This is a genomic window from Halomonas sp. TG39a (assembly GCF_000744395.1).
Classification (GTDB): Bacteria; Pseudomonadota; Gammaproteobacteria; order Pseudomonadales; family Halomonadaceae; genus Vreelandella; species Vreelandella ventosae_B.
Genome location: NZ_JQLV01000001.1, coordinates 2174959 through 2196101, shown reverse-complemented (window position 1 = coordinate 2196101; position 21143 = coordinate 2174959). Strand labels below are relative to the sequence as shown.

Genomic DNA, 21143 nt, shown 5'->3' with positions numbered 1-21143 from the left:
CCCATGGCATTAACCTGGATTGATGCGCTGTTCTTGGCCGTGCTGGCGCTGTCGATGCTGGCCGGCTTCGTCAGGGGGTTTGTTCGCGAAGCGTTGGGGCTGGCCGCCTGGGTGGTGGCGTTAATGGTTGCCCGAGTGCTCGCTGAGCCGGTGGCCGAACTGATGAGCGGGTTTATCGATAGCTTTGATGCCCGCTTAGTACTCGCCTTTATATTAGTGATCTTTGCCGTTATTTTGCTTTGTGGCATCGTGATTCGCTTGGTGCATGCCGCGATAGAGTGGGTGGGCATGGGGCTTTTGAACCGCGTGGCGGGGGCCGCATTTGGCGTTGCCCGCGGGGCGGTTATTTTGCTTATCGCTACGGTGCTGATTACCCTTACGCCGCTGGCGGAGCTACAGGCATGGCAGCAAGCCGAACTGCGCCCGACCTTTATTCAACTGCGCGATTGGGCGGTAAGCCAGTTAGATCAGTGGGATCGAGAACTGCCTGAGGCGCCAGCGTCGCTGCGCGACATTTCGCTACCCGAACTGCGCATGCCTGGCGCGGCGGAGCGAGAAGTTATCCCGACAGGTGATTGACCTGTTACTGAAGTTGATTCTACCAACGTTCGGGCTTGCTTAGGTATAGGCAAGCCATGGCATTAAGTGAGGTAACGTGAATGTGCGGTATAGTGGGCCTTCTGGGCAAGCAAGCGGTAAATCAGGGAATCTACGATGCCCTGACCGTACTTCAGCATCGTGGCCAGGACGCTGCCGGCATGATGACATGGAGCGAGGGACGCTTCCTACTGCGCAAGAGTAACGGCTTGGTACGTGATGTCTTTCACACCCGCCATATGGCCCGCCTAAAAGGTAATCTAGGCATAGGTCACGTGCGTTACCCGACGGCAGGCTCTTCTAGCGAAGCCGAGTCGCAGCCGTTCTATGTTAACTCTCCTTACGGTATTGCGCTGGCGCATAACGGCAACCTGACCAACTCAGAGCAGTTGAAGCAGGAGCTGTTCTCCACCGATCTGCGTCATATCAATACCAGCTCCGATTCCGAAGTGCTGCTCAACGTATTTGCCCACGAGCTTGGCAAACAGGGATTGCACCTGGAAGCGGAAGATATTTTTGACGCCGTGCGTCGTGTTCATCGTCGCTGTAAAGGTGGCTATGCCGCCGTGGCGATTATTAACGGCTTTGGCATGGTGGCATTCCGTGACCCCTTCGGTATTCGCCCGGTGGTGTTTGGTACCCGCGAAGAGGAGAACGGTCAGGCGGTAATGATCGCCTCTGAATCCGTTGCCTTGGACGTGGGCGGTTTCGAGCTTGAGCGTGATTTGTCGCCCGGCGAAGCCATCTTTGTCGATATTGAGGGCAATATTCATACTCAAGTATGCGCTGACCGCCCGCAGCTGCGTTCGTGCATTTTTGAGCACGTGTATCTAGCGCGTCCGGATTCCCTATTGGACGGCGCCTATGTGTACGGCACCCGGATGCAGATGGGCCGTAAGTTGGGCGACCGCATTCTCAACGAGTGGCCGGATCACGATATTGATGTGGTGATTCCTATCCCCGATACCTCGCGCACCTCCGCTCTTGAAATGGCACAGCACCTGGGGGTGACCTACCGCGAAGGGTTTATGAAGAATCGCTATATTGGCCGCACCTTTATTATGCCGGGGCAGACCCAGCGTAAAAAATCGGTACGCCAGAAACTCAACGCCATCGACGTTGAGTTTAAAGGCAAAAACGTCCTGCTAGTGGACGACTCCATAGTGCGGGGCACCACCTGTAAGCAGATTATTCAAATGGCCCGTGATGCCGGGGCGCGTAAAGTTTATTTTGCCTCGGCGGCGCCGCCGGTGCGTTTCCCCAATGTGTATGGCATCGATATGCCAGCGGCGTCTGAGTTGATTGCTCATGGCCGTAGCGAAGAGGAAGTGGGTGATCTAATCGGCGCTGATCGCATCTTCTATCAAAACCTGGAAGATCTAAAATCGGCCTGCCGTGAAGTGAACCCTGAGATGGAAGAGTTTGATTGCTCGGTGTTTGACGGTAACTACGTGACTGGTGATATCGACGACGCCTACTTGGCTGCCTTGGAAGCTAGCCGCAATGATTCCGCCAAGGATCAAAGCGCCGGTGACCATGCCCTGGTCGATATGCACAATCAGGACGATGACCTGGACGATTAGGAGAGACGCCTTATGCATGATGACAATCACCAGGAAGACAATCACCAGGATGAGTGGTCGCTAGAGACGCTGGCTATTCGGGCTGGCCATCAGCGCACCTTCGAGCAGGAACACTCGGAGCCTATTTTTCCGACCTCAAGCTTTGTCTACGAAAGCGCTGCCGAAGCGGCGCGTAAATTTGGTGGCCAAGAGCCTGGCAATGTTTACTCGCGCTTTACCAACCCAACGGTGCATACCTTTGAGCGCCGCCTAGCGGCCCTTGAAGGCGGCGAACGCTGCGTGGCTACCAGCTCGGGCATGTCGGCTATTCTCTCCACCGCGCTGGCGCTGCTTTCTGCGGGAGACGAGATTGTCGCTTCCCGGTCGCTGTTTGGCTCTACGGTGAGTCTGTTCGATAAGTATCTCGGCAAGTTTGGAATTACCACGCGCTACGTGGAGCTTTCCAACATGTCTGCCTGGGAAGCGGCGATTACCCCTAAGACGCGTCTGCTGTTTGCCGAAACGCCCTCAAATCCGCGCTCAGAAATTGCCGATATTGCGGCTCTGTCCGCGTTGGCAAAGCGTCATGATGTGCTATTGGCCATCGATAACTGCTTTCTGACTCCGGCACTTCAGCAGCCGCTAGCGTTAGGCGCTGATTTGGTTATTCACTCGGCGACCAAGTATCTGGACGGTCAAGGCCGCGCCATTGGTGGCGCCGTGGTAGGAAGCCATGCGCTGCTTGAGGAGGTATTCGGCGTGGTGCGCACCTGCGGGCCTTGCCTTAGCCCCTTCAACGCCTGGATTTTTACCAAGGGCCTGGAAACCCTGTCGCTACGCATGAATGCCCACTGTGAAAACGCCTTAACCCTGGCGCGCTGGCTCGATGCTCACCTAGCGGTTAAGCAAGTGTTTTACAGCGGCCTGGAAGATCATCCGCAGCACGCCTTGGCTAAACAGCAGCAAAAGGGCTTCGGTGCCGTATTGGGCTTTGAAGTGAAGGGCGGCCAGGAGGGGGCGTGGCAGGTCATTGATGCGACCCGCATGTTGTCCATCACAGGTAACTTAGGTGATGTTAAAACCACCATTACCCATCCTGCGACGACGACCCATGGCCGTTTATCGGATATGCAGAAAGATGCGGCGGGTATTGCGCCAGGGCTTATTCGCGTGGCGGTAGGCCTTGAGAGCCAGCACGATATCCAGCGTGATCTTGCCCGTGGGCTGGATGTTCTGGCTAGCTAGTGGGTGTTAAGCAATCCAGCGCAGAAACGAAAAACCCACCTTTATGAAGGTGGGTTTTTTCGCACTTCTGAAACCTAATGGGTCATATGCTTTGTAAGTAAAGCACCATTATTTGTTTCAAGAAGCGTTGCGGTGGGGCAGATCTGACAGCGCAATCTGGTCTTCACTATCGGAAGAGCGATTGGCGTGAGAGTTCGGAGCAGCAACGCTATTTTTCTCTGCATCGCCGTTAACTAAAGGCAAATCAGCCGGCGCCATGTATAAGCTGTCCGTGCTGTGATTCGCTGAAGAGCCAGGGTGAACAATCTGGTTTAGTTCGCCAGAGCCCTGTTCAGCTAGAACGGCAGTAGAAGTTAATGTCATGGCAATAGCGGTGATAAGGGTAATTTTTTTCATGATTGGCGCTCTCTAATAGAAAATTTGTGTGCAGCTTTTGAGATCGTTGCACAATGTCTCTTAGGACATGCGCTAATAGTAAGCCTGCAAACAAAATTATAAAATTGATTAAATTTGCTCTATTTGTTCGATTTTGTAGGATGGATTGTCTTTGATTTTTTAGAAAGGCGAACTGCGTAAAAATTGTCATCTGGTTATTCAATGGTTTTTACGAATGAAAGATTCTGCTTTTTTCAGCGGTTTTCGTTAGCTTCTAGCGGTAAGGTTCTGGGCGTGGGTGAGTAGCGTCATCCAAGCTCTGATAGACGCGTTGGCGAAGTTGAAGCAGCCATAGATAACATGAGGAATAGCACAATGTGGCGTAACAGTCGCAACGGTTGGGGATTGGTCAGTATTCTATTTCACTGGCTAAGCGCGTTGACCATTATTGGTCTATTTGCACTAGGCTGGTGGATGACCGACCTGGGCTATTATGACCCTTGGTATAATCAGGGGCCTTGGGTGCATCGCTCGATTGGTATCTTGCTGCTGTTTGCTACCTTTGCACGTTTGGTATGGCGCTTCCTCCAGCCGACACCCCACGCAGAGGGCAACCGTTTAGAAACTATTGCGGCCCATGTCGGTCACATTGCTCTCTATGTGCTTGTATTAGTGGTTATGGTGAGCGGTTACCTGATCTCTACCGCCGATGGACGTGGCATCAGTGTGTTTGGTTGGTTTGAGGTGCCTGCGCTGCTACACGACTTACCCAACCAGGCAAGCCTTGCAGGTGAGGTTCACTGGTATAGCGCTCTAGTGCTAATGATTTTAGCGGGTGGGCACGCGCTCGCTGCCTTCAAGCACCACTGGTTAAATCGACATAAAGCGTTGGTACGTATGCTGAACCCAGCGCATAGCCAAGCTGGCAATCAAAACGCACCAAGATAATGACGTTGTCTGTATACAGGTTTTTCTAAACACTGCGGGTAAGATAATTGAATGCCCGCGGTGCCTATTAAGTAAAGCAAGGAGCAATTCAATATGTTCAAGAAGACAGCATTTGCATCAGCGATCGCCGCTTTAGCGCTGGTACCTTTGAGCCAAGCGCAGGCAGCTGATTATCAGATTGATACCGAAGGCCAGCACGCTTTTGTCCAGTTTAAAATTTCACATCTGGGCTTCTCCTACATTCTCGGCAGCTTTGAAGAGTTCGATGGTCAGTTTGCCTATGATCCTGAAAATCTCGACGCGTCTTCTGCTGAAATCGAAGTGCAGGTGGATAGCCTGACCAGTAACCACGCCGAGCGTGATCGCCATATCTTGAGCGAAGATTTCCTCAATGCCAGTGAATTCCCTACCGCCACATTCAGCTCCACAGGCTTTGAATCAACGGGTGAAAATGAAGGCGTCTTGACCGGTGATCTAACCCTGCACGGCGAAACTCAAGAGATTGAAATGCCGGTTACGCTGATGGGTGAAGGCGATGACCCTTGGGGCAACTACCGCGCTGGTTTTGAGGGCAGCACCACGCTGACCCTGGGCGATTACGGCATCGATATGAGCGACTTCCCTGAGTCCATGCATGAGCTTGAGCTATACGTGACGTTTGAAGGTATTCGTCAGTAAAGAGTACTTTTAGTTAAGCGCCATCACCCCGCTAGGGGTGGTGGCGTTTTTGCGTTAAAGGCGAATAAAAGGAGACTTGGCTTGGCAATTGATATGCAGCAACGCGAGTTGGCGATAACCCTATGGCGCCAAACCTGGCCGATGGCCATTGGGGTGTTGGCGTTATTGGGTTTTCAACTTGTTGATAGTGCGTTTATTGCCCGCTTGGGTACCGCGCCCCTCGCCGCGCAGTCGTTCACCTTTCCGCTGTCCTTTCTGATTATTGGCATTCAGGTGGGTATGGGCATTGCCATCGCGGCGCTTATTTCCCGGGCGCTAGGCGCAGGAGAGGGGGAGCGCGCTAGGCGCTTAAGCAGTTTGGTGTTAATGGCGGGCGGTGGCGTGATCGGTCTGTTAGCGATCGCTTTATGGTTATTTCATGTGCCCATTTTTCGACTGCTGGGTGCGGATGACACCACGCTCTCGTATATCCGTATCTACTGGGGGCCTCAGCTGTTATCTGCGTGGCTGGGAGCGCTGCTCTACTTTAGCTATAGCGTCTTTCGCGCCCACGGCGATACCCGCCTACCGGGCAAAATGATGGTGCTGAGTAGCCTTGTTAACCTGGTGCTCGATCCTCTGCTGATTTTTGGGGTAGGCGATTGGGAAGGCTGGGGGTTGCCTGGCGCTGCCTGGGCAACGGCAATTGCCTTTTCAGTGGGGCTGTTGGTGACCACGCGCAAATTACTCAAACGCGAGTGGGCATCGCAACAGGGTTTGTGGCGAGAAGCGAAACAGTCGTGGCGGCCTTTTACGGGCATTGCCGCCCCCGCTATGGTCAGCCAACTAATGCCACCCCTGGCGGCGATGCTGGCTATCTCAGTGGTGGCGGGCCTGGGTGAAAGTGAAGTAGCGGCGTGGGGCTTGGCGAGCCGTTTGGAGACGCTTTCGCTGATGGTCATCCTGGCCATGACCATGTCGCTGCCACCTTGGTTAGGGCGCTGCTACGGCGCCGGTGATTGGGGACAGATACAGCAGCTTATGCGCTTGGCGGTAAAGGTCGCACTGGTCTGGCAGCTTAGCCTTGGCGTGGTATTGGCCCTGGGAGCTCCCTGGCTGGCCATGGCCTTAGCGGGCAATCCAGAGGTACAAAACGAGCTGACTCTGTTGATTCGCTTTCTGCTGCCTAGCTACGCAGCACTGGGCGTGTGTATGCTCGTGGTCTCGGCGGGCAATGCCTTAGGTTGGCCGCTGCGAGCGATGCTGCTATCCAGCGCTAGGCTGTTTGTTTGCTATCTCCCTTGCCTGTGGTTAGGTTCACAGTTCTTCGGTTGGTGGGGGCTGGCGGCAGGCGCCGCCGTAGGCAACCTGCTGGCAGGCTTGATGGCGTGGCAGGTCATGCGGCGCATTCTGTCCCGCCCGCATCGGCAGGCGGGATTCGTCAATTAACGCAGGCGACCAGCTTCTTGAAATGAGAAGTAGATAAACAGCAGTGCCATGCCCAGGTAGCCCATCACGAACTCAGGGGCAGCATTGAGTGACAGCTCCGGGGCATGCATTAGCCCTACGAAGGAGAAGCCTGCAGCTATAGCTGCAAAGGCAGCCGCGCGTCGGAACTGGTGGTCGATCACCGACACCGTCATGGCGCCGAGCAGTATGGCCATAAACATGGCCCCTTGGCCCATCACCACAATGGCGCTAGAGATATCGGTAACGACCTCACCAGCCCCGCGGTTAAAGCGCGTCATCACGTAGTTGGCGAAGTAGGGCAGCATGGCCAGCGCCACGGCAGGATAGTAGCGCGTGTCGTTGGCTTGAAACGCGGTGGCAATCATCGACATACCGACAAAGACCAAAATCGGGGCGACCACTGAAACGGGAATAATCGCGGCCAGGGCGGCGATTAAACCGAACATGGTGGCCAGCGCATAGACAGCGCCGTTGAGCAGGCTATAGCCGCGGCCAGCGCCCATCCATTTGGCCCCCACGGTGGCAATATAGACCGTGGTCGGAAACACGCCGCCAAACAGGGCGCCGATCATGGTGCCCGCACCGTCGACTGCCTGACACTCGCGTACATCGTACTTATCGCCCGCGGCTTCCATCGCCTCCACGTTGTTCATCGTCTCAATAGCGTTATACAGCGTGATCGGCAGAACGACGGTCAAGACTGCGAGCATGCTGGTGAACAGTAAACCCAGCCCTTCAAACCAGGCTAGATTGGGAAGCAGCGGGTAAAAGCCTAGGTGGGTAAAGGCATCGCTAAAGCGTTCGGTACCGGCATCGCCAATCAAATAGGCCATGGCAGTACCGACGATAATGGCGAATAGCGAGGTGGGCAGTTTAAACGGCATGCTCACTCTGGCGACCAGCCCAACAATAATGATCGCTAACACCAGCAGGCCAATAACCGGCATTTCCAGGGTTTTGAACAGCATTTCACCGGCGATAAACGTCAGGGCGACACCGGCAACGGCACCCAGCATGGCGGCGCGCGGCAAGTGATACTGCACCCAGCGGCCAATCACGCTGATCGCGGCTTCAATGGCGCCGCTAATAAAGCAGGCGGCGACCGCCACCTTCCAGGCCATTTCAGCATCACCAGTGAGCTGTTTGGCGGGCAGCAGTACGCCGAATAGGAACACAAACATGACCGGCGTTGAGATACCGTAAGAGAGCGCCGTTACATCGGCACGGTTCTCCTTACGGGCCAGTCTTGCCGCGCTCCACGCATAGTAGAAATTACCCACCATTACCGCGACTGCCGCGCCCGGCAGCACTTGACCATAGACAATAGAGGAGGGAAATCCCATGCCCAGCATAGTGATGGCGATAATCACAAAGTTGGCAATGTTGTTTTGAAACAGGGCGAAGAACGCGTCGGTGTCTTCTTTTTTGTACCAGGGATAAGGGGTGCTGGCAGCCGCCATGATAGGCCTCTTGGTTATAGTGGGTTGTATACAAGGCGATGCTGAGTGTGCCGAAGAGCTGACTGATCGGTCAAGCGCCTTGCACACAAAAACGCCCAGGAAGGCCTGGGCGTTTTTAGTGCGGTAGTACTTGTTAAGTGCTCGGAAGCTACCTAGTCGTTGACAGCGGCGATCGCTTTAGCCAGGTAGGGCAGGTTCTCCTGGGAGAAGCCCGCGACGTTGGCGCGACCTGAGCGCACCATGTAGATGCCAAACTCATCGCGCAGACGATCTACCTGTTCCGGCGTTAAGCCGGTGTAGGAGAACATGCCACGCTGCTCGGCAACGCAGGCGTACTTCTCGTCAAGCCCGTAGGGTTTTAGCGCTTCTACGAAGTCGCGACGTAGGGTATTAATACGATCGCGCATTTCGGTGAGCTCTTCACGCCATAGCGCGGTAAGCTCGGCGTCATGGAGAATCTCGCTGACGATAGCGCCACCGTGAGCAGGCGGGTTTGAGTAGTTTTCCCGGGCAACGATGGCGGCCTGTGAGCGAATGTTATCCATCTGCTCGCTGTCTTTTGCCACCATGATCAAGCAGCCGGTACGCTCACAATAAATACCGAAGTTCTTCGAGCAAGAGCTGGTGATGATCGCTTCGTCGAGGTTTTCCGCCAGCAGGCGTACCCCGTAGGCGTCTTCATCCAGACCTTCGCCAAAGCCCTGATAGGCAAAGTCGATCAGCGGCAGTAGCTTGCGTTCACGGACAATCTCTAGCACTTCCTGCCACTGGGCGTGGGAAAGATCAAATCCGGTCGGGTTGTGGCAGCAGGCGTGGAGTACCACTACATCGCCTTCCGGAATACTTTTTAGCGCTGCACGCATGCCGTCAAAATCAAGACGGTTGTCGGGGTCAACGTAGGGGTACTTGTGTAGCTCAATACCTGCCGCGGTAAAAATACCGTGGTGGTTGGGCCACGTAGGGTCGCTGACCCAGATACCTTTGCCCGGCAACTGTGAGGAAATGAAGTCGGCTGCTAAACGCAGGGCGCCGGTGCCGCCAGGCGATTGGGTAGCGCTGGCACGGTTAGCTTTCAGTACCGGTGACTCAGCGCCAAACACCATGGGAAGGACAACTTCACCGTAGCTGGGGGCGCCGTGAGAACCGATATAGGTTTTCGTCGTTTCATTCTTGAGCAGGCGAGCTTCTGCTTCCTTAACGGCGCGCATTACCGGCGTATTGCCTTGGGTATCGCGGTAAACACCGACACCTAGATCCACTTTTTGCGGATTGGTATCTTTTTTGAAAGCTTCGATCAGCCCGAGAATGGCGTCTCCTGGGACTCGCTCAATATGCTCAAACATTTATTCGGCTACCTCGTCGGTTCTGGCGGCAAGAATGAAGTCATTAAGATGCAGGCCTTTAATAGCGTGAGACCACCACGTGACGGTGGCTTTGCCCCACTCAGTCACGATAACGGGGTGATGGCCAGCCTGCTCGGCAATATCGCCAACGCTTTGGGTGAACGCCAATGCGCTGACAAAGTCACGGAATTTAAAACTTCGCGACAGCTTCATGATGCCATCGTGCTCGACAATCTGCCACTGGCTGAGGCTTTTTAGCCGCTCTTGGGCTTCATCTTTGCTTAGCGGCTGAGCATCTTTGCTGCACGGTTCACAAATAGCGTTGGCTAAAGTGGTCATCGTTTGCCTCCTGCGCTTGGGGATTTCCTTTAGCGTAGATGGCAAACGCAGTCGCGACCAACGTCTTTGGCACTATACAGCGCTTGGTCGGCGCGTTCGATCAAACTGGTGAGAGGCTCACCGCAGCGGTATTCGGCAACCCCTATGCTCAGCGTTACCTGACCGGCACCCATGCCGAAGTCGCGTACACTAATGGCTTGGCGTAAGCGGTCGGCAAGCGCATGGCATTGCTGCAGCGGGGTGAGCGGCAGCACGACCATAAACTCTTCCCCTCCCAGCCGGGCAACCATGTCTTCACAGCGCAGCAGCGACTGGGCGTCCAGTGCCAGCTGTTTAAGCACGTCATCGCCATGCAGGTGGCCCCAGCGGTCGTTAAGACGTTTAAAATGATCGATATCGATCATCATGATAGAGAGCGGTGTGCCGTGACGGGTGCTAAGCGATGCAACATGGGTTAAGTGCATCATCAGTTTGCGTCGATTGGGCAGTTGGGTCAGCGGGTCTGTATCGCATAGTTTGCGCAGTCGCTGCTCTTCGCCGACCTGATCGCTAATATCCATCATTATGCCGTTCCACTGGACACCGTCGACAACGGGCTTCGGCTGGGCGCTAACCGCAATCCAGTGTGGTTTGCGTCTGGGAAACGGTAGCCGAAAGCGTGTAGTGAGAGGCAGCATCCAGCGCGCCGAGCGTTCGATCGCCGACATTATCTTGGGATGGTCGTTGCCGGTCAGTTGCTCAACCAGCTGGCCAGCATTTTCAGCGAGCAGATCGCGGTCAATATGTTTGAGAGCCGCGCCGCCGCCCTCTAAATAGGGGAACCGCATGTGACCATTGCGAGCGCGGTGAAACTGGAAGATAACGCCAGGTATGTGGGCAACAAGGTGGTCTGCGCTGACTCGCTGGGGTGCGTCTATATCATTCACGGGCATGCGTGAATCTCCAAGCATATGCCAATTTAAATTCGATCGTGAAGATTAGCCCTAAATACGTAATCAGGATGTAAGCCATTGCAGACAAAATGGCTATTATCTATATTTTTTTAGAATATATATGTTCTATTCTTATATATATTCGATTGTATTCTAAGCAACAGGCAAGGCGTTATTGGCATTTAGTGGTAAAATTAATTACTTTTTTGCATATCAAAAACCTTTTTTATTCCTGGGGTGGTTTCTTGGAAGCAGGACGAGAGCAAACGTCTCAGCCATACGGCTTGGTCAGTTTAGTGGGCGCAGGCCCTGGCGATCCAGAGTTGTTAACGCTAAAAGCGTATAAGCGCCTTCAGTCCGCTGAAGTGGTGCTGTACGACCGCTTGGTGAGCGATGAAATTGTCGCCTTTATACCGCCACAGGCGCAGCGCTTTTATGTGGGTAAGGCACGCTCGCTGCACAGCGTTCCCCAAGAGGGGATTAATCAGGCGCTAGTTAAGTGGGCTCAGCAGGGTAAACGTGTCGTGCGCTTGAAAGGCGGCGATCCATTTATTTTTGGCCGCGGCGGAGAAGAGCTTGAAGCACTGGTGGCGGCACAAGTGAGCGTGGAAGTGATTCCAGGGGTGACCGCAGCCTCAGGCTGTGCCGCGTATGCAGGCATACCCTTAACCCATCGCGATCATGCCCAGTCGGTGCGTTTTGTCACCGGGCATTTGCAGCAGGGCGAGTGTGAGCTTGACTGGGATGCGCTAGCGCGGCCTGGGCAAACCTTGGTGTTTTATATGGGGCTGGGCAGCGTTAGGGTGATTAGCCAAGCGCTGATTGAGCACGGCTTAGCGCCCGAAACACCGCTGGCGCTCATTGAGCAGGGAACCACCCGCCAACAGCTTACCCACGTAGGGTCGCTATCGGCGCTACCTGATACTTTCTTGGCGGGTCATATTAAGCCGCCTACGCTGATGATAGTGGGCAGCGTGGTATCCCTGCATACCACGTTGGATTGGTTTGATGTGCTGAATGGAGAGGCCTCTGGCTTTCATGAGGGCAAGCATCCGCCGTCCGGCTAAACAGTGGGTATGCCTGCCCAGCTGGTAACACTGCTGCAACATTTGTACACGATTTTGCAAACAGACTGGCTAGATGCAGAGAGCTGTGTATGCTGAAAGGGGAGATCATCCACGGCTAGCGCATTATTTAGGTATTTGATCATTACGCATTTGATCATCGCTAGCTTGGACAAACGTTAGCTTAGACCATAGAGGAACGCATAATGTCGGAAGCAAACCACTCGGATCACCAGCCGCCTACCAACAAGCCAGAGCCGGCTAAAAAGCCAGGCATGAAAACCCTTTTTCAAGATAACCGCGTAAAGGCGATTGCCGGTATCGCCGCCATCGCGGTTATCTGGGCGATTATGGCGCAGTCTAATGCAGGCTCCCGCCAGGATCGCGTCGATAGCTTAGAAGAGCAGCTTGCCAGCGCTGAGCAGGAAAACAGCCAAATGAGCCAGCGCATTCGCGAAATTGAGGAAGCTGAAACCAATTTAGCCGCGCTGCAAGAGGAGATGGCGTCCCTTGAGGCTCAGCAGCAAGAGGCCAGCTCGTCGCTTGAGAGTGCTCAAACTAATGTCAGCGATGTGCAGTCGCGGTTAGAAGAACTTGAATCCGAGCGAAATGCGTTGGAAGAGGAAATCGCTTCTCTTAATGAGCAAGTAGAGAGCGCTGACAGTGAGATGAGCGCGCTGCGCGAAGAGCGCGATGAGATCACCAGTACTCGCGATGAGGCGGAAAGTACTCTCCAGCAAGTAGAAGAAGCGCGTTCTAGCGCTGAAGAAGCTCGTCAGGAGGCTGAAGCCGCCCGTCAGGAAGCCGAGGAGCAGCGTCAGCAAGCGGTTGAAGAGCTGGACAACACGGAAGAGGAGCTGTCCGGGCTAGAAGAGCAGATTAGCCAGTCAAATGAACAGCTAAGCAGTTTAGAAGAAGAAATCTCAACTGCCCAAAGCGAGCTTGATGAGTTAAAAAGCGAGCGTGATTCCATCACTAGCGAACGCGATGAGCTGCAAAACGAAGTTGATTCGCTAACGGCGCTTCGCGAAGAGGAAGAGCAGAGCTTGAGCGATGTGCGCAGCGAGCTCGATGACGTTATGGTCGCTTTGGAGATGGGCCGCGAGGAAGTGTCGAGTGTTGAAAGCGATATTGAAGAGCGTGAAAGCCAGCTGGAGCGTTTAGAGGGCCAGTTAAGCGAATGGCGCGATGAGTTGTCCACGCTCGACAGTCGCTTGGCCGATGCGGAGCAGTCAGCGGGTGAGGATGCCTCATCTTCACAGGGCAGCTCTTCACAGAACGGCGGCTCTGAAGATGGTTCCTCAGAAGATAGTTCGTCAGAGAATGGCTCGTCAGATGAAGGCTCTTCTAGTGAAAGCGCCAACGACAGCGATGGTGGCAGTGAAGAGGCGCAGCAAAACGCTGGCTAATAGTTGGCTAAAGAGTAATACGCTGACGCACCTTTCATGTTAGCAAAGAGAGGGCGGATGTCGGGGAACCGGCATCCGCCCTCTTGTGTTGGTTTATGATTGGGGCTACGAGGCGTATCATTCACACAAATCCAAATGCAGTTGTTAACAGCATCAAACGAGGAGTGCCATTGAATGGATGGGGTTAAGCATATTATTGCAGTGGCATCGGGCAAGGGCGGTGTGGGAAAATCCACCGTCACCGTTAATTTGGCGTTAGCCTTGGCAGCACAAGGCTACCGCGTGGGTGTCCTGGATGCGGATATCTACGGGCCCAGTCAGGCGCAAATGCTCGGTGTTAAAGAGGGCACGCGCCCTCAGGCGGCCAGTAATGACAAATTTCTACCGCTCCAGGCCCATGGTATTCAGGCTATGTCGATGGCGTTTATGGTCAATACTCGCGAGCCAATGGTGTGGCGTGGGCCGATGGTGGTGGGCGCATTCCAGCAGATGCTGACGCAGACCCAATGGGATAATCTCGATTTTCTGTTGATCGACATGCCCCCAGGCACCGGTGATATCCAACTGACCTTGGCTCAAAAAGTGCCGGTTGCAGGCGCGGTAATTGTGACCACCCCCCAGGACATCGCGTTGTTAGATGCCCGTAAAGGGATCGAAATGTTCCGCAAGGTTAATGTGCCGGTGCTTGGTGTGGTGGAAAATATGAGCCTCTACCACTGTGAAAATTGCGGCCACGAAGCGGCTATTTTCGGCACCGGCGGTGGCGACAGTATCGCCCAGGAATACGATACCCAAGTGCTTGGACGATTGCCGCTGACGCTCTCCATCCGTGAGCTAACGGATTCGGGGCGTCCGAGCGTCGTCTCTGAACCTGAAGGCTCGGTGAGTCAAACCTTCGCTGCTATCGCCCAAAAAGTCGCTGAAGCGGTTAGCGCGAACCAAGGCGACGGCCCAACTATTTCTTTTAGTGAGTGATAACGAAATAAATGAGTATCAAATCTGATAATTGGATTCGTCGCATGGCCAAAAGCGACGCGATGATCGAGCCGTTTGAAGCCGAGCAAGTGCGCTATGTGAATGACCAGCGGGTGATCTCCTACGGCACGTCTAGCTATGGCTACGACGTGCGTTGCTCAGATGAATTTAAAGTCTTCACTAATATTCACTCAGCGATTGTCGACCCCAAAGCGTTCGATGCGAAAAGCTTCGTCGATATTAAAGGCGACGTATGCATTATTCCGCCCAACTCTTTCGCGCTGGCGCGCACGGTGGAGTACTTTCGTATTCCCCGTAACGTGCTGACTATTTGTTTGGGTAAATCCACTTACGCGCGCTGTGGCATTATTGTCAACGTGACACCGCTGGAGCCCGAGTGGGAAGGCCACGTTACCCTGGAATTCTCTAACACCACCAATCTGCCGGCAAAAATCTATGCCCATGAGGGCGTCGCGCAGATGCTGTTCCTAGAGTCCGACGAAGTGTGCGAAACGTCGTATAAAGACCGAGGTGGGAAGTATATGGGGCAGCGTGGGGTGACCTTGCCGCGTACCTAGTTATACGCAATGCGTTGCTACAAAAAAATGCGCCTTACGGCAAAACCGTAAGGCGCATTTTTAATGCTTATAGCGACGATGCCAGTCTAGCCCTGGGGCTCTTCGTCGACTTCTTCATCAAGGTCTTCATCAAGCTCTTCCGCTGCGTCGGCGTGGGAAAGCCGCATCCCATGTTCTGGCAGCAGATGGCCATCCATCTTGGCGCCTTCGGCGCTGAACTGCAGCCGGCCTTCCAAAAACCACTGCACTGCAATGGGATAGATCAGATGCTCGCGGGCGCGAACCTTCTCTTGCAGTGTTTCCGCGCTGTCGTCATCGCTGACCAGCAGCTCCGCCTGCAGTACTACCGGGCCACCGTCTAGCTCTTCGGTGACGAAGTGAACGCTACAGCCGTGGCTGGCAACGCCGTCTGCCAGGGCACGGGCGTGGGTGTTGAGCCCTTGGTAAGCTGGCAGCAGCGAAGGGTGGATATTCAGCATTCGGCCTAGGAAGCGCTGCACAAAGCGAGGCGTCAAAATGCGCATAAAGCCCGCCAGGATGATCAGGTCCGGCTCGTGGCGCTCAATGACTTTGATCAAGGCACCGTCGTAGGCTTCGCGACTATCGTACTCCCGATGAGGAAGCGCGACCGCTTCAATGCCCGCTTCATGGGCGCGCTTCAGGCCATAGGCGTCAGCGATATTGGAAATTACCGCGACAATCTCACCGCCGCCTAAGCGGTCGTGAGACTGAGCATCAATCAGCGCCTGAAGATTGCTGCCACTGCCTGAGATAAGTACCACGATACGGCGTGCGCCGAGGGGCTCTGGCGTTACGTCTTTAATGGTATCGCTCTGGTAGTCCGTATTGGTCATGCCGAGAGGTTCTCCAAAATAACGGCGTCCCCTTGGCGCTCAACGATCTGGCCTAGGCGATAAACGGATTCGCCTTCGGCTTCCAGATGCGCCACCGCCTGCTCTGCTTGCTGTTGCGGTACCACCACCACCATGCCAATACCGCAGTTAAGCACGCGGTGCATTTCGGTTTCACTCACGTTGCCGTTTGCCTGCAGCCAATCAAATACGGCTGGGCGCTGCCAACTGGCAATATCAATGTGCGCCGCGAGGTTGTCGGGCAGTACGCGGGGAATGTTTTCAAGCAGCCCGCCACCGGTGATGTGCGAGAGCGCGTGTACGGCAATATCGCTGCCGCGCATTAAGGAGAGCAGTGATTTAACATAGATGCGGGTAGGAGCCATCAGCGCATCGCCGAGGGTTTTGCCGTCGATGTCGGTTGCTAGCGAAGCGTCGCTGACCTCGAGAATTTTACGAATCAGCGAGTAGCCGTTGGAGTGTGGCCCCGATGACGCAAGCCCCAAAATGACATCGCCTTCGGCCACTTTACTGCCATCTAAGATGTCGGCTTTTTCAACGACGCCCACGCAAAAACCCGCTAAATCGTAGTCACTACCTGCGTACATGCCCGGCATTTCGGCGGTTTCGCCGCCTACCAGGGCGCAGCCTGCCAGTTCGCAACCAGCGCCAATGCCGGTGACAACGTCAGCAGCAATATCCACATCAAGCTTACCCGTGGCATAGTAGTCGAGAAATAGTAGCGGTTCGGCGCCCGCTACGATGAGATCGTTGACACACATAGCAACCAAGTCAATACCGATGGTGTCGTGTTTGCCAAGGTCCATCGCCAGGCGCAGCTTGGTGCCGACGCCATCGGTACCTGAGACAAGTACGGGCTGCCGGTAGCCCGCGGGTATTTCGCATAGCGCGCCAAAACCGCCAAGGCCACCCATGACTTCTGGGCGAGTCGTGCGTTTGGCAACGTGTTTAATGCGGTCAACCAGGGCGTTACCGGCATCAATATCGACGCCTGCGTCCTTATAGCTGAGGGAAGGAGTAGACGAAGAAGAGGAGGTCTCGGTCATGACAGATCCTGTGAAGCAAATAGCGGTGCTAGTAGTGCTGGCGACGAGGCCAGTGCTGGAAGTAACTGGAGCGGATTGTAACACTCAGAGGTCCGTGTCGCACCGCTGTTGCATAGGATGAAAAGCGTACGAGCGACTTTCCTTAATATCCGGCATAGTAGGCAAGTGAGAGTAAGTAAGTGAGAGTAGGTAAGTAAGCGTAGATGAGCCAGAGTATATGAGTAACAACAGTAGCGATAAGCGCACATAGCCACGATAAGCGAAAAACAGCAGTTTAAATTCACGTTAGAGAGGGAACTATGCGGAATTCTTGGTGGGGTGTCCTATTTTTGGTGGTGATAGGCGGTTTAATCTATTTGTTAGATGCGGTTCTGATGCCTTTTATTGCTGGGATGATTCTCGCTTACTTAGCTGATCCGCTGGCTAATCGTTTCCAACGCTGGGGCATGAATCGGCCAGTCGCGGTGAGTAGCGTGTTTTTAGTACTGTTGGTCGTGCTTGTGGCGAGTTTGTTGATATTAATACCGCTGCTTGTTCAGCAGCTTAAACAGCTGGGCGAGGCTATTCCTGGTATCTTTAATTGGGTAGAAAATACTCTCGCTCCTCAGGTACAAGAGTGGACAGGCTATGACTTAACCGCTGAGTTAACCAATGTGCGTGAGACGCTGGTCGAAAACTGGCGTGATGCTGGCGGCTACTTAGCGCAGGCGCTTGGTCACATAGGCCGTTCCGGTATGGCCTTTGCGTCTTGGATCACCTATGTGGCACTGATCCCGGTGGTTACCTTCTATTTGCTGTTGGACTGGAACCGGCTGCTGACCAATATCGCTAACCTCATACCCCGCCAGTGGGCGGACGACACCTTCCGGCTGGCGCGTCGCTGCGATGAGGTGCTGTCGTCGTTTTTACGTGGACAGCTGCTGGTGATGCTCTGTTTAGGGATTATTTATGCAGTGGGCTTAACACTGATGGGGCTGAATTTTGGTCTGTTGATCGGCTTTGTGTCCGGGCTGGTTAGCATTGTGCCGTTCTTGGGCTTTATTGTTGGCTTGGTAATTGCGCTTGTTGTCGCGCTGTTTCAATACGCCACCTGGTGGGCGGTGCTAGGGGTTATCCTGGTGTTTAGTATTGGTCAAATGGCCGAGAGCGTGATTCTGCAGCCTAAATTATTGGGTGATAAAATTGGCCTGCACCCGGTCGCGGTTATATTCGCCGTATTGGCGGGGGGCAATCTGTTCGGCTTAACAGGGGTGTTGTTGGCGCTGCCGGTGGCCGCGGTGATCCTAGTGCTGCTAAAAGAGGTGAAGGTTCGCTATCAGGATAGCGAGCTATACGACGAAAATAATACCGATAAACATAGCTCAATCATTGAGGTCAGTTCTTCGCACCATGATGAGCTGGGACATCATGATGGACGGGAGTCACCATGAGCCGAGTACCGGCACAGCTTCCTCTGGGAATTGGCCTGCGCGATGACGCGACCTTTGATAACTACTATGTAGCGCGTTCGAATACCCCGCTGGTGGAACACCTTACCCAGCAGCTCACCCCTGAGGGGGAGCAGTTTCTTTACTTATGGGGGGCGCCAGGGGTGGGGCGTAGCCATCTGCTCCAGGCAGCGTGCCATGCGGCATCAGATGCCGATAAACGCGCGCTTTACTTACCGCTGGATGACTTGGGCCACTTCCCGCCATTAATGCTGGAAGATATAGAACGCCTGGATATTGTCGCCATTGATGACCTGGAGTGCGTGATGGGTCGCAAGCGCTGGGAGGAGGCGCTGTTTCACGCCTTTAACCGGCTAAGAGATGCGGGCAAAAAATTAGTGATTGCCGCCAGTGCCTCCCCGCGACAGCTTAACGTGGTGTTACCCGATTTGGCGTCGCGGTTGACCTGGGGAGTGACGTTCCACGTTCACCCTTTAGACGATGACGATGAGCGTTTGGCCGCTTTAAAACTGCGCGCCAGCGTGAGGGGGATGCAGCTACCCGATGACGTTGGGCGCTATATTTTACATCGTGGCCCCCGCGAGTTGGGTGAGCTGTGTCGCGCAGTGGAAACGCTGGATAAAGCATCGCTGTCAGCCAAGCGCAAGCTAACCATTCCGTTTGTGAAATCTGCCCTCGGATGGTGAGGCCGCTGGTTAAAAGCCAGACACTAAAACGCCCCTGTCAGCGAGGGCTAACAGAGGCGTTTTATACATCTTAACTGACCAGCTTGCTTAGTCGATAGGCGGTTAAGCGGTTTTGCTTAACTTGCTAGCGGCGGTTTGGGCCTGCTTGACGTTGTCTTCGGTAATTTTCTGACTTTTCTGGATAAAGTCCTGCTGCAGCGATACTACTTTATCGGTATCGCCCTTAACACGCTCAGCCAGCTCTTTAGCCACTTTTTGCTGACCTTCCATGTAGCTGCGCAGACCTTCCGCGTCTTTCACGTCCATCATCTGACGCATTTGCGCAATGCCGGTATCGACGTAGGCTTTGCTGGCGTCCATCTGAGCGTTGATCATTTTTTCGCTGTAATCGATGCTCAGCGCCATGTAAGCGCGTACCGGCGCCATAAACATGTTGTCAAACTGCTGAGTCATTTCGTTAGTATTTAATGTGCGCATCGTCATACCCTCCAGGGTTTGGTCTTGCCAAAAGCAGCTATCCAGAGGTTGGCGCTGCTTGTTGAGTGGTTAGCTTTTTAAGCTATCTTGCGTTGCAGCATAGCAACTGTTTTTGTGCAGTGCAACATTTTAGCTTTTAGCATTTACCCGCCTCGCCTAACCCGCTAGCTTGAAGGTGGCCGATGTGGTTTTGCGCTAGCGAACGAAAGAGTGGTTCTAGGCTCAGATAGACAGCTCTACTAATCTCACTGATGGGAGAAAGAGCAATGGCAACACGGATGGAACGCGATAGCATGGGCGAACTGGAAGTACCTGCTGAAGCCCTTTATGGCGCGCAGACCCAGCGGGCAATTAATAACTTTCCCGTCTCTCATTCGCCTATGCCCCCAGCCTTTATTCACGCCGTCGCCCGCATCAAACTCGCGGCAGCCCGGGCAAATCAAACGCTAGGGGGGCTTGATAGCGCCCGCGGTGAGGCGATTCAAAAAGCCGCGCGCGAAGTATTAACGGGCAAGCACGACCAGCATTTCCCCATCGACGTATTTCAAACCGGTTCGGGTACCTCCACCAATATGAACGTCAACGAAGTGTTGGCGACATTGGCCAGCCGAGAGGGCATTGAGGTCACCCCGAACGATCACGTCAATATGGGGCAGTCCAGCAATGATGTGATTCCCACAGCGATTCATCTGTCGGCTGCCATTGCGGTGCACGAATCGCTACGCCCAGCTCTGGTTCACCTGCGCGACACCATCGACCAGCGCGCCAGTGAGCTGAGCCACGTGGTTAAAACCGGCCGCACTCACCTCATGGATGCCATGCCACTACGTATGGATCAAGAGCTGGGCGCCTGGTCAAGCCAATTAAGCCAGGCCATTGAGCGCTTTGATAGCGCCATGAAAAGGCTGTGTCGGTTAGCCCAGGGCGGCACCGCCGTAGGTACCGGGATCAACGCTCCTATCGGTTTTGCTGAGCAGATCGCGCAAGAGCTGAGCGAACAGACGGGATTGATGTTCACCCCTAACGACAGCTTCTTTGCCAGCCTCTCGTCACAGGATGCAGCGGTAGAGCTTTCCGGGCAGTTAAAAGGCTTGGCCTGCGTCATTATGAAAATTGCTAACGATTTGCGCTGGATGAATTCAGGGCCGCTGGCTGGGCTAGGGGAAATTGAGCTCGAGGCGCTACAGCCCGGCAGTTCGATTATGCCAGGGAAAGTTAACCCGGTTATTCCCGAGTCGGCCGCTCAGGCCGCCGCACAAGTCATAGGCTTGGATGCCGCGATTACCGTCGCAGGCCAGAGTGGCAATTTTCAGTTAAACGTAATGCTGCCGCTGGTGGCTTCCAATTTGCTTACCTCAATTAGCTTGATGAGTAATACCGCACGGCTGCTGGCTGACCGTGCGATTGCCACCTTTAAGGTTCGTGAAGATAACTTAAAAGGCCCGCTGGCAAGGAATCCCATCTTGGTGACGGCGTTAAATGGCGCCATTGGCTACAACGCCGCCGCGGCGATTGCCAAAGAGGCTTACCAGGCGGGGCGGCCAATTATTGATGTGGCAGAGGAGAAGACTGACCTTGACCGAGAGACGCTAGAGCGCCTGCTGGATCCGGCCGCGTTAACTCAGGGAGGCATCCCCGAGTAACGCGAATCAGGTTAGCT

Annotated in this window: 21 protein-coding genes; 13 read left to right on the top strand and 8 right to left on the bottom strand. The window is 54.4% G+C overall.

The genetic code is table 11. The features are described from left to right. The first annotated feature begins 3 nt into the window (after positions 1 to 3). From U738_RS09790 to U738_RS09780, 3 genes are all read left to right on the top strand, one after another. Positions 4 to 579 (top strand): CvpA family protein, encoded by a 576-nt coding sequence (locus U738_RS09790; RefSeq protein WP_035579691.1) that lies wholly within the window; start codon positions 4 to 6, stop codon positions 577 to 579. An 80-nt stretch (positions 580 to 659) separates the two neighbouring features. Further along, positions 660 to 2180 (top strand): amidophosphoribosyltransferase, encoded by a 1521-nt coding sequence (gene purF / locus U738_RS09785; protein ID WP_035579689.1) that lies wholly within the window; start codon positions 660 to 662, stop codon positions 2178 to 2180. A gap of 12 nt (positions 2181 to 2192) precedes the next feature. After that, positions 2193 to 3404 carry an O-succinylhomoserine sulfhydrylase gene (locus U738_RS09780; protein WP_035579688.1) on the top strand — a complete coding sequence of 404 codons (1212 nt, stop codon included), beginning with the start codon at positions 2193 to 2195 and terminating at the stop codon, positions 3402 to 3404. Between the two features lie 117 nt (positions 3405 to 3521). On the opposite strand, the gene U738_RS09775 is transcribed toward U738_RS09780, so the two are convergent. Beyond that, positions 3522 to 3800, bottom strand: coding sequence for a hypothetical protein (locus U738_RS09775; RefSeq protein ID WP_035579686.1), 279 nt, complete (start codon positions 3798 to 3800; stop codon positions 3522 to 3524). Between the two features lie 354 nt (positions 3801 to 4154). On the opposite strand from U738_RS09775, the gene U738_RS09770 reads away from it, so the two are divergent. The 3 genes from U738_RS09770 to U738_RS09760 all read left to right on the top strand — a co-directional run bounded on the left by U738_RS09770 (position 4155) and on the right by U738_RS09760 (position 6833). Further along, a complete protein-coding gene (locus U738_RS09770) occupies positions 4155 to 4727 on the top strand; it encodes a cytochrome b (RefSeq protein WP_035579683.1) in 573 nt (190 codons plus the stop codon). A gap of 93 nt (positions 4728 to 4820) precedes the next feature. Next, positions 4821 to 5405 carry a YceI family protein gene (locus U738_RS09765; protein ID WP_035579682.1) on the top strand — a complete coding sequence of 195 codons (585 nt, stop codon included), beginning with the start codon at positions 4821 to 4823 and terminating at the stop codon, positions 5403 to 5405. Between the two features lie 93 nt (positions 5406 to 5498). Further along, a complete protein-coding gene (locus U738_RS09760) occupies positions 5499 to 6833 on the top strand; it encodes an MATE family efflux transporter (protein ID WP_035583413.1) in 1335 nt (444 codons plus the stop codon). Here the strand turns inward: U738_RS09760 and U738_RS09755 are convergent. The 4 genes from U738_RS09755 to U738_RS09740 form a co-directional block, all read right to left on the bottom strand. Continuing rightward, on the bottom strand, positions 6830 to 8314 hold the full coding sequence (locus tag U738_RS09755) for a uracil permease (protein WP_035579679.1): 1485 nt from the start codon (positions 8312 to 8314) through the stop codon (positions 6830 to 6832). The genes U738_RS09760 and U738_RS09755 overlap by 4 nt on opposite strands. Positions 8315 to 8466: 152 nt before the next feature. Further along, on the bottom strand, positions 8467 to 9657 hold the full coding sequence (locus U738_RS09750; protein ID WP_035579677.1) for an amino acid aminotransferase: 1191 nt from the start codon (positions 9655 to 9657) through the stop codon (positions 8467 to 8469). Then, the gene (locus U738_RS09745) at positions 9658 to 9996 is read right to left on the bottom strand and encodes a 4a-hydroxytetrahydrobiopterin dehydratase (RefSeq protein WP_035579674.1); all 339 of its coding nucleotides are present in this window, start codon (positions 9994 to 9996) and stop codon (positions 9658 to 9660) included. Between the two features lie 29 nt (positions 9997 to 10025). Further along, a complete protein-coding gene (locus tag U738_RS09740) occupies positions 10026 to 10928 on the bottom strand; it encodes a GGDEF domain-containing protein (protein ID WP_035579672.1) in 903 nt (300 codons plus the stop codon). Positions 10929 to 11173: 245 nt separating this feature from the next. Between U738_RS09740 and cobA the strand changes: the two genes are divergently transcribed. The 4 genes from cobA to dcd all read left to right on the top strand — a co-directional run bounded on the left by cobA (position 11174) and on the right by dcd (position 14954). Next, positions 11174 to 11995, top strand: a complete 822-nt coding sequence (cobA, locus tag U738_RS09735) for a uroporphyrinogen-III C-methyltransferase (protein ID WP_051912812.1) — start codon at positions 11174 to 11176, stop codon at positions 11993 to 11995. A gap of 203 nt (positions 11996 to 12198) precedes the next feature. Beyond that, positions 12199 to 13401, top strand: coding sequence for a kinesin K39 (locus tag U738_RS09730; RefSeq protein ID WP_035579669.1), 1203 nt, complete (start codon positions 12199 to 12201; stop codon positions 13399 to 13401). Positions 13402 to 13575: 174 nt separating this feature from the next. Continuing rightward, positions 13576 to 14376 carry an iron-sulfur cluster carrier protein ApbC gene (gene apbC, locus U738_RS09725; protein ID WP_050713426.1) on the top strand — a complete coding sequence of 267 codons (801 nt, stop codon included), beginning with the start codon at positions 13576 to 13578 and terminating at the stop codon, positions 14374 to 14376. A gap of 11 nt (positions 14377 to 14387) precedes the next feature. Continuing rightward, positions 14388 to 14954 (top strand): dCTP deaminase, encoded by a 567-nt coding sequence (dcd, locus tag U738_RS09720; protein WP_035579668.1) that lies wholly within the window; start codon positions 14388 to 14390, stop codon positions 14952 to 14954. An 86-nt stretch (positions 14955 to 15040) separates the two neighbouring features. Here the strand turns inward: dcd and purN are convergent, their stop codons facing one another. Both purN and purM read right to left on the bottom strand, forming a co-directional pair. Then, positions 15041 to 15808: a phosphoribosylglycinamide formyltransferase gene (gene purN / locus U738_RS09715; protein WP_035579666.1), complete on the bottom strand. Its 768-nt coding sequence runs from the start codon at positions 15806 to 15808 to the stop codon at positions 15041 to 15043. Continuing rightward, positions 15805 to 16872, bottom strand: a complete 1068-nt coding sequence (gene purM, locus U738_RS09710; protein ID WP_035579665.1) for a phosphoribosylformylglycinamidine cyclo-ligase — start codon at positions 16870 to 16872, stop codon at positions 15805 to 15807. Before purM ends, purN begins: the two co-directional genes overlap by 4 nt. Before the next feature lie 299 nt (positions 16873 to 17171). Here purM and U738_RS09705 point away from each other — a divergent pair, with 299 nt between their 5' ends. Together U738_RS09705 and hda are read left to right on the top strand one after the other, a co-directional pair. Beyond that, a complete protein-coding gene (locus U738_RS09705; RefSeq protein WP_035579664.1) occupies positions 17172 to 18302 on the top strand; it encodes an AI-2E family transporter in 1131 nt (376 codons plus the stop codon). After that, positions 18299 to 19006: a DnaA regulatory inactivator Hda gene (gene hda / locus U738_RS09700; protein WP_035579662.1), complete on the top strand. Its 708-nt coding sequence runs from the start codon at positions 18299 to 18301 to the stop codon at positions 19004 to 19006. Before U738_RS09705 ends, hda begins: the two co-directional genes overlap by 4 nt. A 102-nt stretch (positions 19007 to 19108) precedes the next feature. Here the strand turns inward: hda and U738_RS09695 are convergent, their stop codons facing one another. Beyond that, entirely contained in the window at positions 19109 to 19483 is a 375-nt protein-coding gene (locus tag U738_RS09695) for a phasin family protein (RefSeq protein WP_035579661.1), read from the bottom strand. 266 nt (positions 19484 to 19749) lie between these two features. On the opposite strand from U738_RS09695, the gene U738_RS09690 reads away from it, so the two are divergent. Next, entirely contained in the window at positions 19750 to 21126 is a 1377-nt protein-coding gene (locus U738_RS09690; protein ID WP_035579659.1) for a class II fumarate hydratase, read from the top strand. The last annotated feature ends 17 nt before the right edge of the window (positions 21127 to 21143 follow it).